Annotated in this window: 11 protein-coding genes; 7 read left to right on the top strand and 4 right to left on the bottom strand. The window is 67.1% G+C overall.

The annotated features are described in order from the left end of the window. Window positions 1-325: 325 nt before the first annotated feature. Window positions 326-1,990 carry an aminotransferase class III-fold pyridoxal phosphate-dependent enzyme gene (locus NLR35_RS26135; protein WP_374940863.1) on the bottom strand — a complete coding sequence of 555 codons (1,665 nt, stop codon included), beginning with the start codon at window positions 1,988-1,990 and terminating at the stop codon, window positions 326-328. A 35-nt stretch (window positions 1,991-2,025) separates the two neighbouring features. Here NLR35_RS26135 and asd point away from each other — a divergent pair, with 35 nt between their 5' ends. The 7 genes from asd to NLR35_RS26100 all read left to right on the top strand — a co-directional run bounded on the left by asd (window position 2,026) and on the right by NLR35_RS26100 (window position 9,896). After that, entirely contained in the window at window positions 2,026-2,901 is an 876-nt protein-coding gene (asd, locus tag NLR35_RS26130; protein ID WP_257169406.1) for an archaetidylserine decarboxylase, read from the top strand. A 108-nt stretch (window positions 2,902-3,009) separates the two neighbouring features. After that, entirely contained in the window at window positions 3,010-4,041 is a 1,032-nt protein-coding gene (locus tag NLR35_RS26125; RefSeq protein WP_257169405.1) for an NUDIX domain-containing protein, read from the top strand. Between the two features lie 114 nt (window positions 4,042-4,155). Then, window positions 4,156-4,665 (top strand): (2Fe-2S)-binding protein, encoded by a 510-nt coding sequence (locus tag NLR35_RS26120; RefSeq protein WP_257169404.1) that lies wholly within the window; start codon window positions 4,156-4,158, stop codon window positions 4,663-4,665. After that, window positions 4,662-5,678, top strand: coding sequence for a xanthine dehydrogenase family protein subunit M (locus tag NLR35_RS26115; RefSeq protein ID WP_257169403.1), 1,017 nt, complete (start codon window positions 4,662-4,664; stop codon window positions 5,676-5,678). Before NLR35_RS26120 ends, NLR35_RS26115 begins: the two co-directional genes overlap by 4 nt. A gap of 4 nt (window positions 5,679-5,682) precedes the next feature. Further along, window positions 5,683-7,887 (top strand): xanthine dehydrogenase family protein molybdopterin-binding subunit, encoded by a 2,205-nt coding sequence (locus NLR35_RS26110; RefSeq protein WP_257169402.1) that lies wholly within the window; start codon window positions 5,683-5,685, stop codon window positions 7,885-7,887. Window positions 7,888-7,961: 74 nt separating this feature from the next. After that, the gene (locus NLR35_RS26105; protein ID WP_257169401.1) at window positions 7,962-8,840 is read left to right on the top strand and encodes a DMT family transporter; all 879 of its coding nucleotides are present in this window, start codon (window positions 7,962-7,964) and stop codon (window positions 8,838-8,840) included. A gap of 162 nt (window positions 8,841-9,002) precedes the next feature. Continuing rightward, on the top strand, window positions 9,003-9,896 hold the full coding sequence (locus tag NLR35_RS26100; protein WP_257169400.1) for a DUF3313 domain-containing protein: 894 nt from the start codon (window positions 9,003-9,005) through the stop codon (window positions 9,894-9,896). 333 nt (window positions 9,897-10,229) lie between these two features. Here the strand turns inward: NLR35_RS26100 and NLR35_RS26095 are convergent, their stop codons facing one another. Genes NLR35_RS26095 through NLR35_RS26085 form a run of 3 tightly spaced genes read right to left on the bottom strand, consistent with a single transcriptional unit; the run spans window position 10,230 to window position 15,003 of the window. Continuing rightward, window positions 10,230-12,188 carry a MacB family efflux pump subunit gene (locus NLR35_RS26095; RefSeq protein ID WP_257169399.1) on the bottom strand — a complete coding sequence of 653 codons (1,959 nt, stop codon included), beginning with the start codon at window positions 12,186-12,188 and terminating at the stop codon, window positions 10,230-10,232. Beyond that, window positions 12,188-13,480: an efflux RND transporter periplasmic adaptor subunit gene (locus tag NLR35_RS26090; RefSeq protein WP_257169398.1), complete on the bottom strand. Its 1,293-nt coding sequence runs from the start codon at window positions 13,478-13,480 to the stop codon at window positions 12,188-12,190. Before NLR35_RS26090 ends, NLR35_RS26095 begins: the two co-directional genes overlap by 1 nt. A gap of 35 nt (window positions 13,481-13,515) precedes the next feature. Next, window positions 13,516-15,003 (bottom strand): efflux transporter outer membrane subunit, encoded by a 1,488-nt coding sequence (locus tag NLR35_RS26085; protein ID WP_257169397.1) that lies wholly within the window; start codon window positions 15,001-15,003, stop codon window positions 13,516-13,518. Between the last annotated feature and the right edge of the window lie 170 nt (window positions 15,004-15,173).

Genomic DNA, 15,173 nt, shown 5'->3' with positions numbered 1-15,173 from the left:
ACGGATGGACGATCTGAGCTGCATGATGCCCGGGCCAGTCCCGGGCATCGGTGTTTGTGGGGAAGGGCTGATGTTGAACGGAGACGTGCGCGACGCGGGACGTGCGCTCCCTCTCCCGCTTGCGGGCAGGGCAATCGCATATGAGCGTTTGGATCTCTCGCGACGAGCAACCCTGGCAGTGAGTTGCTCCGTCATGCCCGGGCTTGTCCCGGGCATCCACGTCTTTCCCAGGCTGCTGAACGACGTGGATGGCCGGGACAAGCCCGGCCATGACGCCGGTGAGACAGACGAGCGCACTTCCCCGCAAGCGGGGGAGGCGCAGACCTCAGCGCTTGATGACCGCGCCCAGCATTTCCTTCAGGATCTGGCGCTTGATCGCCTTGTTGGTGAGGGTGCCGTCGTTCCACCACCAGCTGTCCTGCTTCATCTTCTCGGCGGCCGCGACGATGCGCTTGGTCACTTCGGCGAAATCGGCGTCGGTGTAGTTCAGGCTGAAGATGAAGCGGCCGGTGCCGACCCAGCTCAGCGCCAGGCCTTCGGCGCGCAGATAGTATTGCAGCATCCAATTGTAGCGCGACGGCACGGTGTATTCGACCAGCCAGATCGACTGCATGTTGGAGACGCGCACCGGCAGGTCCTTGGCGGTCAGCTCCGCATTGAGCTGCGCGGCGCGGCCGTTCCAGGTGTCGTCGAGGCCATTGTAGACAGCACGGAAGTTCGGGCTGTCGAGCCGGCTCAGGAACTCGTCCATTGCCGTCATGACATACGGATGCGAGTTGAAGGTGCCGCGGGCGAAGCAGATGTCGGCGGGACGATCGTCGCGGAAGCGGCGCATATACTCCTTCTTGCCGCAGACAACGCCGATCGGCAGGCCGCCGCCGAGGCTCTTGCCGTAGGTCACCATATCGGCCTGGACCCCGAAATACTCCTGCGCGCCGCCCGGGGCGAGTCGGAAGCCGAGAAACACCTCGTCGAACAGCAGGACGATGCCGCAGTCGGTACACACCTCGCGCAGCTGCTTCAGCCACGCGGTGTAGGCCTCGCGGTCGTAACGGCCCTTGCGCGAGGAATCGACCAGCGCCGAATCGCCCGGCGCATTGCCGTTCGGATGCAGCGCCTGCAGCGGATTGACCAGCACGCAGGCGATGTCGCGCCGCGTGCGCAGCACGTGCAGGGTCCGCTCCGACATCTCCGCCAGCGTGTAGGTCTCATGCGGCGCGATCGGATTGCCGACGCCGGGCTGCACGTCGCCCCACCAGCCATGATAGGCGCCTGCGAAACGCACCAGATGGCTTCGGCCGGTATGGTAGCGGGCGAGCCGCACCGCCTGCATGACCGCCTCGGTGCCGGACATGTGGAACGACACCTCGTCCATGCCCGACAGTTCGGTCAGCCGCTTCACATTGTCAGCCACGACCGGATGATAGAGCCCGAGCACCGGGCCGAGCGCCTGCGCGCGCCGCTCGGCGGCGGCGATGCACTCCTTGTAGAAATCGTAGCCGAAGATGTTGACGCCGTAGGAGCCGGTGAGATCGTAGAACTGGTTGCCGTCGAGATCGGTGATCGTCACGCCGGACGAGGCCTGCATGAACGAGCCGGCGCCGAGCTGCTCCTTGACCAGCCTGCTGTATTGGAACGGCACCCGGTAGGCCTGGGTGAACTGCAAATCGGAGATGCGGCTCGCGGCCTCCGCGGTCAGCGCCCGGCTCTTGGCGAATTTCTCCTGGAACAGCGCGCCGAGCCGGAAGAAGCCGTCCTGACGCTGGGTGGCGATCGCCTGGGGCGCGCCGTCGGAGCGGAAGAAATCGTCGATGTCGAACTCATAGCGCGGGATCAGCTTCGAGATCCGGCGGGACATCTTGGAATGGCCGGCCAGCGAGCGGTGCTTGGCGCGCGACAATTCGATGCGGGCCTTGACCTTCGGGGCGATGGCGGCTGTCACGGCAGCGCCAACGGCGAGCGATACATAAGGAATCGAGTTTTCCATCATGTCCAAAAGCGCTAACCACTCCTGCTGACAGATTCATGACAGTCAAAAGCCTGATCGCCTCCTTCACCCAACAGGAAGGCCTCAATTTCCTGCTCACCAACCGCGTGCCGCGCGCCGCGCTGACCCGCTTCATGGGCTGGTTCTCCAGAATCGAGAATCCGCTGGTGAAGGACGCCTCCATCGCACTGTGGAAGCTGTTCTCCGACCTCGATCTCTCGGAGGCCAAGGAGACCGAGTTCAAGAGCCTGCACGCCTGCTTCACGCGTGAGCTGAAGCCCGGCTTGAGGCCGTTCGATCCTGATTCCGCTGTCGTGACGACGCCCTCGGACGGCATCATCGGCGCGCACGGCCTGATCCGCGACGGCGAGATGTATCAGATCAAGGGCGCGCCTTACTCTCTGAAGGAGCTGGTCGCCGATCCTGCCGTCGTCAAGACTCACCGCAACGGCAGCTTCGTCACGATCCGGCTGACATCGAGCATGTATCACCGTTTCCACGCGCCTGATGACATGACGCTCGAGCATGTCAGCCTGATCCATGGCGACGTCTGGAACGTCAATCCGATTGCGCTGAAGCGCGTCGAGCGGCTGTTCTGCAAGAACGAGCGCGCGGTGATCCGCACCCATCTTGCGTCAGGCGAGCCGTTCACGATCGTCCCGGTCGCCGCGATCCTGGTCGCGAGCATCCGCCTGCACGCGCTCGATCGCGTGTTGAATGCGCAGACCGAACGGCCGCTGAGCTATGTCTGTAACAACCCGGTGAAGAAGGGCGACGAGCTCGGCTGGTTCGAGCATGGCTCGACCATCATCCTGCTCGCACCCGGCGACTTCACCTTCGCTCCGGGGATCACCGAGGGCACGCGCATCCGCGCCGGCCAGCCACTGTGGCGCAGGCGCGTCGCCGCGGATTGAATGTGACACGTGCACGACGGCAATCTCGATTTCGCCGTTGCGCGTCGCCATATCCTGGCGTTGAACTGGCGAATCAACGGGCTGCAACCCCGTGGTGTGGGAGAGGCGATGGCGAGAGCGCCGATCATGGCGGCAGGCGGCATTGTGCTGCGGCGGGAGCAACCGCCGCGGATCGCTGTCGTGCGCCTGCGCAAGCGGGACGAATGGGTGCTGCCGAAGGGCAAGCTCGACGATGGCGAGACGCCGCGCGACGCGGCCAAGCGCGAGGTGCTGGAGGAGACCGGTCACAAGGTGACCGTGCACGAGTTCCTCGGCACTCTCGTCCATGAAACCGGCACACGCTCCAAGGTCGTGCACTACTGGCGCATGGAGGCCACCGGCACGCAGACGCAACCGCTGATGGACGACGTCCGCGCCGTCGACTGGCTGCCGCTCGACGCCGCGGTCGAACGCCTGTCGCGCGATCACGAGAAGACGTTCCTGGAGACGGTCGGGCCGTACGCGCTCGCCGGCCTGATCCGCAAGGTGAAGGCGAAGCCGGCGCAGGAGCCCAAAGCCGCGGTTGAAAGGGCGTTGATTGAAACGGTCTTGATTGGAAAGGCTGGGGTCGAAAAAGCCCCCGTCGAAAAGCCGGCGACCGAAAAGCCGGCGGCAGCCAAGAAGCGCCGCAGCCGGGCGGCGCCGCAGCCGGTGCCGTCCGAATTGCCTGCATTGCCGCCAGACGCGGTCGAGCCCGTCGACGAGATCGCGCCGGCTGTCGAGATGGTGGAGGCGATCCCGGAGATCGCAAGTGAACCCGTGCGCGATGCGAGCCCCGAGCGGGATCCCGCCGAACCGGTCGGAGCCGAGGCGGCATTGCCGCCGCAAACCGAGCCGGTGGCCGCGCCAGAGGCTGCAGCCCCCGAGCGTGTGCCGGCGGATCTCGAACGCATCGAGGCCGTGGCCGCCGCGATCAAATCGCTGGTGCCTGCGCCGGCTGAGACTGCTGCCGAAGGCAGCAGGCCGAGCGAGGACGTCACGAAGCCCGACGCCGAGGCCGAGCCGCAGGACAGCGCCTCAGCCGCAAGCGACGTGACGGACGGACGTAGCCGGCGCAGCCTGGCGCAGAAGATGCGGGCCTGGCTCGGCCGGGCGGCCTGAGCCCGAGGGGCTCGGCGGCGCGCAGCCCTTCCTGCCGTCCGCGCCCCGCGAAAATTGCTGAGAACCATTCGCGCCATTGCGGGTTGATGCGGGTCCGTCAACGGAGACCCCCGCATGAGCCCGTCGCGCGAGAGTGCCGCATCTCTCACCAAACCCGCCCCGCTGTCCGTCACGCTGCGGATCAACGGCGAAAGCCGCACGCTGTCGGTCGCGCCCTGGACGACCTTGCTCGACCTCCTGCGCAATCATCTCGATCTCACCGGCACCAAGAAGGGCTGCGATCACGGCCAGTGCGGCGCCTGCACCGTGCTGATCGATGGCCGCCGCACACTGTCCTGCCTGACGCTCGCCGTCATGAAGGACGGTGCCGAGATCACCACGATCGAGGGCCTCGCCAAGGACGACGAGCTGCATCCGCTGCAGCAGGCCTTCATCGACCACGATGCCTTCCAATGCGGCTATTGCACGCCGGGCCAGATCTGCTCCGGCGTCGGCCTGATCGCCGAGGGCAGGGCGAAGACCAAGGATGAGATCCGCGAGCTGATGAGCGGCAACATCTGCCGCTGCGGCGCCTATCCGAACATCGTCGGCGCGATCGAGCAGGCGATGGGAGGCGGCCGATGAACAATTTCGATTACGCACGCGCCGGCGATGTCGCGGAGGCCGTCAGGCTGAAGGCCGGTACGCCGGATGCGAAGTTCATCGCCGGCGGCACCAATCTGATCGACCTGATGAAGTATCACGTCGAGCAGCCGCGCCGCCTGATCGACATCAGCCGCCTGCCGCTGAACGCGGTGGAAGAGACCCGCGCCGGCGGCGTCAAGATCGGCGCGCTCGTGCCGAACAGCACGCTGGCCTATCACCCGGTCATCGAGAGCCGCTATCCGCTGCTGGCGAGCGCGATCCTCGCCGGCGCCTCGGCGCAGCTGCGCAACATGGCTTCGACCGGCGGCAACCTGTTGCAGCGGACGCGCTGCGCGTATTTCTATGACGTCGCCACCGCCTGCAACAAGCGCACGCCAGGGGACGGCTGCTCGGCCATCCAGGGCCTCAACCGCAATCATGCGATCCTCGGCACCAGCGCGTCCTGCATCGCGACGCACCCGTCCGACATGTGCGTGGCGCTGGCCGCGCTGGAAGCCACGGTTCACGTCGCGGGTGCCGAGGGCGAGCGCACGATTGCCTTCGCCGACTTCCACCGGCTGCCCGGCGACCAGCCCGAGCTCGACAACACGCTGCGCGCGGACGAGATCATCACCGCCATCGAGCTGCCTGCGCAGGGCTTTTCCGCCAACTACAGCTATCTCAAGATCCGCGACCGGCTCTCCTACGCCTTTGCATTGGTCTCCGTCGCTGCGGCGCTCGAGCTGGACGATGGCGTCATTCGCGACGCACGGCTCGCGCTCGGCGGCGTCGCGCACAAGCCGTGGCGCAACGAGGCCGCGGAGGCGGCGCTGCGTGGCCAGGCACCCGAGCGGGCCGCCTTCGAGCGCACGGCAGATATCCTGCTCGCGGAGGCAAAGCCGCATCGACACAACGCCTTCAAGCTTCCGCTCGCCCGCCGCGCCATCGTCAGGACCCTGACGCAGGCCGCTGACGGCACGCCGCAGATCCAATCCATCAAGACCATCCGGTGATCTCATGACCGCTCACATCGGCACCGCCACCTCCCGCGTCGACGGCCGCGCCAAGGTCACGGGTTCGGCCAAATACGCCGCCGAGTTTACCGCGCCCGATCTCGCTTTCGGTGTTGTCGTCAGCTCTACAATCCCGAAGGGGCGCATCGTCAGCATCGATGCCAGCCGCGCCCGCGCCGTCGATGGCGTGATCGATGTGCTGACGCATACCAACCGCGTCAAGATGGCCGACAAGGACGACGGCTATCGCGACGAGGTCGCGCCCGAGGACGGCTCGCCCTATCGGCCACTCTACGACGACCGCGTGCATTTCAACTTCCAGCCGGTCGCGCTGGTCGTCGCCGAAGACGAGGACACGGCCCGCTTCGCCGCGACGCTGGTCGATATCCGGTATCACACCGAGGACTTCGCGACCGATCTGCATGCCAGGCGCGAGCAGGCCTTCAAGGTCGACAAGCCTGTCAAGCCGCGCGGCGACGCGACCAAGGCGCTGGCGTCCGCGCCGGTGCGCCACGATGCCGAGTATGGCGTGCCTGTCGAGTATCACAATCCGATGGAGCTCTACGGCTCCACCGTACTCTGGAAGGATGGCGGCAAGCTCGTGGTCTACGACAAGACCCAGGGCGTGCAGAACGTGCAGCGCTATGTCTGCAGCGTGTTCGAGCTGAAGGAGGACGATGTCCAGGTGATGTCGCCGTTCGTCGGCGGCGCCTTCGGCTCGGGCCTGCGGCCGCAGTTCCAGGTCGCGCTCGCGGCAATGGCGGCGCTCAAGCTCAAGCGCGCGGTGCGCGTCGTGCTTAGCCGCGCCCAGATGTACGCGTTGTGCTATCGCCCGGCCACCATCGAGCGCCTCGCACTCGGCGCCAAGGCGGATGGCACGCTGGCCGCGCTGACCCACGAGGCGATCGCGATGACCTCGCAGCACGAGGCGTTCTCGCGCAACGACATCGGCTGGGGCGAGGTGCTCTACACCTCGGAGAATTCGCGCGCCACGCACCGGCTTGCCAAGCTCGACGTGCCGACGCCAGGCGATATGCGCGCGCCCGGTGCGGCGAGCGGCGTATATGGCCTGGAATGCGCGATGGACGAGCTCGCCGTCGCGCTGAAGATGGATCCGCTGGAGCTGCGGCTGCGCTGCTACACCGATCGTGACCAGGACAAGGACCTGCCGTTCTCCAGCAAACGGCTGAAGGAGTGCTACCAGCAGGGCGCTGGCGCGTTCGGCTGGTCGAAGCGCAGTGCGGAGCCGCGCTCGATGCGCGATGGCCGCGAGCTGGTCGGCTGGGGCATGGCGAGCGGCGCCTGGGAAGCGATGCAGATGCCGTTCGCGTCGCGCATCGTGATGACCGCCAACGGCCACGTCGAGGTCGCCAGCGCCACCTCGGATATCGGCACCGGCACCTACACCATCATGGCGCAGGTCGCCGCCGACATGCTCGGCGTGCCGCTCGACAGCATCACCGTCAAGCTCGGCGACTCCACCCTCCCGAAGGCGCCTGTCGAGGGCGGCTCATGGACCGCCGCCTCGATCTCGCACGCCATCGTCAATGCCGCCGACGACATCCGCGCCGAGCTGCTGCAGATCGCGCAGACCATGCCGGACTCGCCGCTGCAGGGGCTGACGGCTGACGAGGTGACCTTGGCCAACGGCGCCATCGTAGGGATCGCCGATCGCACCCGGGCGGTGGCGATGTCGGAGGTCATGCGCCACGGCGGCAAGGACCGCATTGAGAAGGAGCGCGGCTCGGAGTTCGAGGACGACGACAAGCACGCCCACAACACCCATTCGGCGGTCTTTGCGGAGGTGAAGGTCGACGAGGAGCTCGGTGTCATCAGGGTGACACGCATCGTCAACGCCGTTGCCGCCGGCCGCATCCTCAACACCAAGACAGCGTCGAGCCAGATCATGGGTGGCATGGTCATGGGCATCGGCATGGCCCTGCACGAGGAGGCGCAGATCGACCATCGCTTCGGCCGGATCATGAACGCCAACATCGCCGAATATCACATGCCGGTGAACGCAGATGTCCACGATATCCAGGTGATCTTCGTCGACGAGGAGGATCGCATCATCAACAAGATGGGCATCAAGGGCGTCGGCGAGATCGGCATCGTCGGCGTCCCCGCCGCGATCGCCAATGCCGTCTATCACGCCACCGGCAAGCGCGTGCGCGATCTGCCGATCACCTTGGACAAGCTGCTGGGGTGAGCATGGCTTGACCCGGTGCCGAGCGCGGACCATGATCGCCTGACCATCCCGACTCCGGGCGCGTGCCGATTGTCATGGTCTCCGATCTGGCTGCATTGGCAGCTGCGCTCAGCATCGCCGTCAGCAACGTCATTGCACCGTCGGCCGTTCGTCATCTCGGCCCGGTGGTGTTCAACGCCATTCGTCTGGCGGCCGCGCTCCTCACGGTGCTGATCACCGTCATGCTGCGGGGGCATTGGACGTCACCGTCCGGCACTCAATTGCTGATGCTGGCAGGCTCGAGCCTCCTCGGCGTCGTCGTTGCGGATTCCTGCTTCTATGCTGCGCTGGCGCGGCTCGGGCCGCGCCTGACCGCCGTCGTCTATGCAAGCTGGGCAGGGTTCGCCGCCATGCTCGGCTATCTGCTGCTCGGTGAGACCCTCTCGGTGGTCAAGATCGCCGGGATCTGCTGCATCATGGCGGGGGTTTGCGTGGCTATCATCTTCAGACAACCCGGCGCGATCGCGGACGAGACCCACGGCTCGCTGCGTTCGGGTCTCCTGTTCGGTCTCGGGGCCGCGTTGTTCGCGGCTGCCGCCATTCTGATCGCGAGGCCGGTCATGGCGATGGGACTGGATCCGGCGTTGGCCACCTCGATCCGCGCCGCGATCGGATTGGTCGCCTTGTTGAGTCTGTCCGCCATGCCTGCCGTCCGGAGCTCCAGCCCGGCGAATGCATCCGTTGTCATCCGGTCCGCGCTCAGCGGGGTGCTCGGGATGGGCGTCGGCATGACGCTCGTGCTGTTCGCGTTGACGAGCCGGCCGGTCGGGATCGTGTCCAGCCTGTCGTCGACGACGCCGGTCATGATCCTGCCGCTGCTCTGGTGGAGCACCGGTCTCCGGCCCTCGGCGGCGGCCTGGCTCGGCGCTGTGCTGGCGGTCGTGGGCATCGCCGCAATCACCAGCGGATTTTGAAACCCGCGATCGTAACCCGACCAATCCCGCCGCACTGTCTCCTTGGTTGGCGGCGCTGGGTGACATCTCTCCACGCTTCCGCCCCATGCTGTCCGGATTGTCGGAGGACAAGCAGGCGGCGCCACAGCCGGCGCAAATCGGTCAGCGTGAGGCGATCCCGGCATGGTCGAAATCGAGCGTTTGGTCAGGTCACGCAGCTCTCAGTCACTCTCGCACTTTGCCGTGCTGTGCGCGGCGCTCGGTCTCGCCGGTTGCGCCTCGGCGCCAATCACCCGGAGCGGCTCGCTCGCCTCTTACCGCTCACTGGAGGAGTCGAACGGCCTGCTCGCCAAGTCGGTGCTCAACATCAACAAGGACAATGTGCTGGCTGCGACGACCGTGCGCATCATGCCGACAACGTTCGCGGGCGATGTCGGCTCGGTGCTCAGCGAGCCGCAGCAAAGGCTGGTGACGAACGCCGTCGATCGCGCGCTCTGCCTCAACCTCAGTGAGCGTTTCACGGTGGTTCCGCCGAACGAGCGGGCCGATCTGACGACGCGCACCTTCATCACGCAGGCAGCCGCGACGGATCCGGTGGCCGCTGGTGCCTCGAAGGTCGTCTCCGCCGTGCCCGGCGCGCTCGGCGTTCCCGTGCCGGTGCCGCGGTTGCCGATCGGACTCGGCAGCCTCAGCATCGAAGCCGAGGCGGTCGATCGCCGCGGGCGACAGCAGGCCGCCATGGTGTGGGCGCGCGGCGCGAACTCGTTCACCAACTCGCCGGTGATCTCGCAGGCCGGCGACGCCTATGATCTCGCCGGCTCGTTCAGCGCCGATTTCGGCCAGCTGCTGGTGACCGGCGAGACGCCGTTCGGCAAGCCGCCCAAGATCCCCTCGATCGAGCGCATCGGGGCCGCGCTCGGCGGCAAGCCGAAGAACGACGCCTGCGAGGCCTACGGCCGCGACCCCGGCCTCATCGGCATGGTCGCCAACCGCCTCGGCGCCCCGCCGGAATGGGTCGACAAGGGCGCGCCTGCGTCCGAGGCACAAGCGAGCACGCAGATGGCCGCGAAGCGGTAGGGCAGGCCGCGCCAGCAGATAGAGAGAGGCTGTTGAAGCCAGGAGAGAAGAGAGCCGCGCTCGCCCCGAGCGCCGCTGCGCTCCCTCTCCCCGTTCTTCACGGGGAGAGGGTCGGGGTGAGGGGTAGCCGCACGGGTGGTGCGAGTAGTTGAGCTCAATTCTCTTGACTGCGTCTCGAAATGTTTCGGGGGAGCGGGAATGCTGAAGTTGGACTTCCCGTGTGGCTGCCCCTCACCCCAGCCCTCTCCCCGTAAGAACGGGGAGAGGGAGCATACTGCCGTTGCCGCCCGGTGCTTGGCCCCGCTCTGCTGTTCGGTACGGATGTTCTACCAACTACTCCCGCGCCAGCGCCGTGGCCGGATCCAGCCGGGAGGCGTTGCGGGCGGGCATGTAGCCGAAGCCGATGCCGATGGCCATCGAGATGATTGCGGATCCGACCATGGCGAGCGGCGAGTAGATCAGCTGGAAGCCGACATCGAGCGCGTTGAAGACCGTGCCGAAGCCCACCGCGAGCGACAATCCCAGCGCGCCGCCCAACAAACACACCAGCACCGCCTCGATCAGGAACTGCATCAGGATGTCGCTGCGCCGGGCGCCGACCGCCATGCGCACGCCGATCTCGCCGACGCGCTCGGATACCGACACCAGCATGATGTTCATCACGCCGATGCCGCCGACCAGAAGCGAGATCACGGCGATGGCCGCGACCAGCAGGGTCAGCACCTGCGTCGTGCTCTCGACGGTCTTGCGGATGTCGTCGGTGTTGAGGACGAAGAAGTCCTTGGCGTTGTGCCGCGACGTCAACAGCGCCGTCGCGGCGCGCTCGGCGTCCGCCATCGGCGTCGCCTCGTCGACGCGGACGCTGATGCTGCGCAGCACCTGGTTGCCGATGAAGCGGGCCTGCACGGTGGTGTAGGGGAGGTACACGATCGGCGTCGAGCTGGAGCCGAAGCCGGCCTGCTGCTGCTTGGTGACGCCGACGACCCGGCACGGCACCTTGCCGATCAGGACCACGCTGCCGAGCGGGCTGACATCGGCGTCGGGGAACAGCGCCTTGCGCGCATTGTCGTCGATGACGGCATCCTGCGCATAGGAGCGGACAGTATCCGCATCGAGATAGCTGCCTTCGGCGAGCTCGGTGTTCTTGACGCGGAAATACTGCTCGCCGACGCCCGAGACCTGGGCGCTGACCTCAATCGCGCCGAAGCGAAGCGTGCTCGTGGTCGACACCGTCGGCGAGATCGCATCGACATAGGGCTGCTGGGCCATCACCTTGGCGTCCGCGAGCACCAGCGTTCTGATCTTGCTGGCCTTGGTGTCGCCGAAATCCTTGCCCGGAAAGAACTCCAGCGTGTTGGTGCCGAGCCGGTTGATGTCCTTCAGCACCCTGGCCTGCGAGCCGCTGCCCAGCGCCAGCACCAGCACCACCGAGGCGACGCCGATGATGATGCCGAGCATGGTGAGGAAGGCGCGCATCCGGTGCGCATTCATCGCGAGCAGCGCCATCCGCGTGGCCTCACGAAAGCGGTCGAGCTGACTGCGCCACCACGACGAGGAGGAGGCGGGGTGATCGTCGGCCGCAATGCCTGGCGGCGGCGACGGCCGCGGATTGAGCCGATCCGAGATGACACTGCCGTCCTGGATCTCGATGATGCGCCGGGCGCGCTGGGCGACGCCGGCATCATGCGTGACGATGATGACGGTGCGGCCGGACGCACTGATCTCGTCGAGAATGCGCAGCACCTCCTCGCCGCTGGCGCGGTCGAGCGCACCGGTCGGCTCGTCGGCGAGGATGACATCGGGATCGTTGACCAGCGCGCGTGCGATCGACACCCGCTGCTGCTGGCCGCCCGAGAGTTGCCCCGGCCTGTGACCCGTACGGCTGCCCATGCCGAGCCGCTGCAGCAGAGCTTCGGCCTTGCCGCGCCGCTGCACCGGACTTAAGCCGGCATAGACCGCAGGCACCTCGGCATTCTCGGCGGCGGTCAGCTCACCGAGCAAATGATAGCGCTGGAAGATGAAACCGAAATGCTCGCGCCGCAGCGCTGCGAGCTCGTCCGGATCGAGCGAGCCCATCTCGCGCCCGGCGATCCTGTAGCTGCCGGAGGTCGGGCGGTCGAGACAGCCCAGGATGTTCATCAAGGTGGATTTGCCGGAGCCCGACTGGCCGATGATGGCGACCATCTCGCCGCGCGCGATTCCGATGTCGACGCCGCGCAGCGCGTGCACGGTGCCTTCGCCGGACGAATAGCGCCGCCCGACGTTGCGCAGGTCGATCAGGATCTCGGCCATCATGGGCCTCCGGCGGATGGCGGCGGCGGCATGACGGTTCGCTTCGGACCCTCGTCGGGGGAGGACGTCACGACGCGCTCGCCTTCGCGCAGGCCTGACTGCACTTCGGCCCGGATCTTGTTGTTGAGGCCGACCCGCACGCTGCGCTTCTCGAGCTTGCCCGAGCCGTCGAGCACGCGCACGGAATAGCTGCCGTCGGCATTGGGGTTGCCGAGCGCCGATGACGGGATGGTCAGCACGTTGCGGGCTTCGCCGAGCAGGATGTGGACCTCGGCGGTCATGTAGGTCATCAGCCGTCCGTCGGGGTTGGCGACGTCGAAGACGCCGTTGTAGTAGATCGCGGTCGAGCTGGAGGAGGACGACGTGCTGCTGCTCGACGACGACGTCGTCGTGGTCGAGGAGAAGCTGGAGTCGGTCTTGACGGATTCCGGCGCCGGCTCGATGGTCCCGAGCGTGGCCGTATAGCGGCGGTCGGGGTCGCCGAGGATGGTGAAGTAGATGTTCTGGCCCGGCCTCACCCTGACGACGTCGGCCTCGGAGATCTCGACGCGCACGGTCATGGTCTCGACCTGGCCGAGCACGACGATGGTCGGCGCCGACTGTACGGCGTTGACGGTCTGGCCCTGCGGGGTGGCGATCGACAGCACGGTGCCGTCGATCGGCGCGGTGATCCTGGTGTAGCCGAGATTGACGCGCGCGGTCTCGATCGCGACCTCGGCCTCGATGATCTGTGCCTCGAGCTGCGCGATCTGCGCCTGGGTCTGCTTCACGGTGGCTTCGGCGTTGTCGTAGTCCGCGCGCGACGACGCCTTCTGCGCCAACGTCGTCTGCTGGCGGGCCAGGTTCGCCTCGGCGAGCGCCAGCGTGGCCTGCTTCTCGTCGCGCTGGGCGCGAACGTTGCGCAAGGCGGCCTCGTTGGTGCGCAGCGTATTCTGCTGCGTGAGCGAATCGATCTCCGCGATCAGATCGCCCGCTCTGACCTTCTGGCCCAGCGTGACGTTGAGCGTGACCAGCCGGCCCGAGGCCTGGGCGCCGACCGCGACCAGCTTCACCGGCTTCAGCGTGCCGGTGGCGAGCACGGTCTGCTCGATGTCGCCGACCGTGACGGGCGCGGTGGCGAGGTTGGCGTTTGGATCACGCGTATAGCGATTGACGACCAGCCCGAGCCCCGCAAGCACCACCAGGCCGGCGACGGCCAGCGGCCAGCGCCGGCCTCGCTTCGGCTTGGACGGCGGCACGGCGTGTTCCTCGATCGCGACCGGGTGGGACAGGTGGGGCAGTGGTGCGTTCATCAGGCGACTTCGGAGGCTGGTGGATCAAGGTTGGATCATCTGGGAGCGACGGCCTGCGCGAGATGCGCTCCGGTGCCGCTGTCGACGACCTCCGGCACCGAGCTATCAATTGGGCCGCTCCAGCCACCGCCGAGCGCCTTCGCCAGGGCCACATAGTTCTTTGCCAACGTGGCGCGGCTGGCGAGCAGGCTGTCCTCGGCGGTGAACTGCGAGCGCTCGGCGTCGAGCACGTCGAGGAAAGTGCTGGATCCGGTCTGATAGAGCGAGCGCGACAGCCGCGCGGCCTCGCCATAGCGCCGCGCCGATTCCGTCAGGCTGCGAATACGGATACGCTCCTGGCCGAGGCCGACGATCGCGTTCTCGACATCTTCGAGCGCGCTCAGCACGGCGCTGCGCCACGCGACGTGGTATTCGTCGCGCTGGGCTTCGGCGATCTCGACCGCGGCCTGCAGCTTGCCGGCATTGAAGATCGGCACCGAGACGCTCGGCCCGACCGACCAGCCGATGGTCGAGGTCTTGCCGAGATCACCGAGCTTGAGCGCGGTCGTCGAGACCGTGCCTGTGAGGCTGACATCCGGATAAAGCGCGGCGGTGGCCTGGCCGATCTTCGCGGTGAACTGCGCGAGCTGTCGCTCGGCCTTGCGGACGTCAGGACGCATCACCAGCACGTCGGCCGGAATGCCCTTCGGCAGCGGTAGGCGCGGCGAGGGGATCGGCAGGGTGCGAGACAGGCGCTGGCCGAGCGCGCTGGGATCACGTCCCAGCAGCACGCCGAGCCGGTGCACCGCCTGCTGATAGCTGCTCTCATAGGTCGGGATGGTCGCTTCCGTGCTGGCGGCAAGCGCTGCGGCCTTGGCGGTGTCGACGGCCGAGGCCGAGCCGGCGTCCTGCTTGCGCTGGGTCAGCGCCGCGGTCTCGCGCTGCGAGGCGGCGGTCCGCCGCGCCAGCGCCACCCGCGCCTGATAGGCGCGCGCATCGATGTAGTTGGAGCAGACGTCGCCGATCAGCGTCAGCAAGGTCGCGCGCAGATCGTCCTCGGCGGCATCGACGCCATAGCCGGCCGCCTCGACGGCGCGGCGGTTGGCGCCGAACAGATCGAGCTCCCAGCTCGAATCGAAGCCGGCCTGGAACTGGCTGAATGTGGTGGGCGCGATCGCAATCCCGTTGGTGGTCGATCCGGCGCTGCGGCTCTCGGTCGCCGAGCCGGTGCCGCTCACCGCGGGGAACAGCGCGCCCACCGCCTGGCGCTGGGTGGCGCGCGCCTCGCGGATGCGGGCCTTTGCGGCGGCGACATCGAGATTGCCGGCGACGGCTTCGCCGATCAGCTGATCGAGCAGGGGATCGCCGAGATTGCGCCACCACTGCCCGAGCTTCAGCGCCGGCGCCGGCCGGGTGCGGTCGCTGCTCCAGCGCGCCGGCATGCCGAAGTCCGGCGTGATGTAGTCGGGACCCACGGCGCAGCCGGCGAGCAGCGGGGTTGCGAAACAAAGAGCGAGCAGGACTGGCTTCACGGGGCTGCGCATCGCGGTTCGGAAGGAGGCCGCGCCGGCCGCATCAGCCTCGCCGCAGGACTTCCCTGTTGATTGATTGTCTGATCGGCTAAGCCTTAGGCGCGGTGGCCGTTGCGCAGGGTTAAGTCGCGTGAAGAAATGTTTCCGCCTTAACAATACAGCTTGATTTCGCCACGATCAGG

Source organism: Bradyrhizobium sp. SRS-191, assembly GCF_024586915.1.
Lineage (GTDB): Bacteria > Pseudomonadota > Alphaproteobacteria > Rhizobiales > Xanthobacteraceae > Bradyrhizobium.
This window is presented reverse-complemented; position numbering and strand designations above follow the sequence as displayed.

Bases quoted from the DNA above. Each gene is read 5' to 3' on its own strand.
- NLR35_RS26095 (WP_257169399.1), bottom strand. From the start codon at position 12,188: ATGGCCGAGATCCTGATCGACCTGCGCAACGTCGGGCGGCGCTATTCG.
- NLR35_RS26115 (WP_257169403.1), top strand. From the start codon at position 4,662: ATGAACAATTTCGATTACGCACGCGCCGGCGATGTCGCGGAGGCCGTC.
- NLR35_RS26135 (WP_374940863.1), bottom strand. From the start codon at position 1,990: ATGATGGAAAACTCGATTCCTTATGTATCGCTCGCCGTTGGCGCTGCC.
- NLR35_RS26125 (WP_257169405.1), top strand. From the start codon at position 3,010: ATGGCGAGAGCGCCGATCATGGCGGCAGGCGGCATTGTGCTGCGGCGG.
- NLR35_RS26120 (WP_257169404.1), top strand. From the start codon at position 4,156: ATGAGCCCGTCGCGCGAGAGTGCCGCATCTCTCACCAAACCCGCCCCG.
- NLR35_RS26090 (WP_257169398.1), bottom strand. From the start codon at position 13,480: ATGAACGCACCACTGCCCCACCTGTCCCACCCGGTCGCGATCGAGGAA.
- NLR35_RS26085 (WP_257169397.1), bottom strand. From the start codon at position 15,003: ATGCGCAGCCCCGTGAAGCCAGTCCTGCTCGCTCTTTGTTTCGCAACC.
- NLR35_RS26110 (WP_257169402.1), top strand. From the start codon at position 5,683: ATGACCGCTCACATCGGCACCGCCACCTCCCGCGTCGACGGCCGCGCC.
- NLR35_RS26105 (WP_257169401.1), top strand. From the start codon at position 7,962: ATGGTCTCCGATCTGGCTGCATTGGCAGCTGCGCTCAGCATCGCCGTC.
- asd (WP_257169406.1), top strand. From the start codon at position 2,026: ATGACAGTCAAAAGCCTGATCGCCTCCTTCACCCAACAGGAAGGCCTC.
- NLR35_RS26100 (WP_257169400.1), top strand. From the start codon at position 9,003: ATGGTCGAAATCGAGCGTTTGGTCAGGTCACGCAGCTCTCAGTCACTC.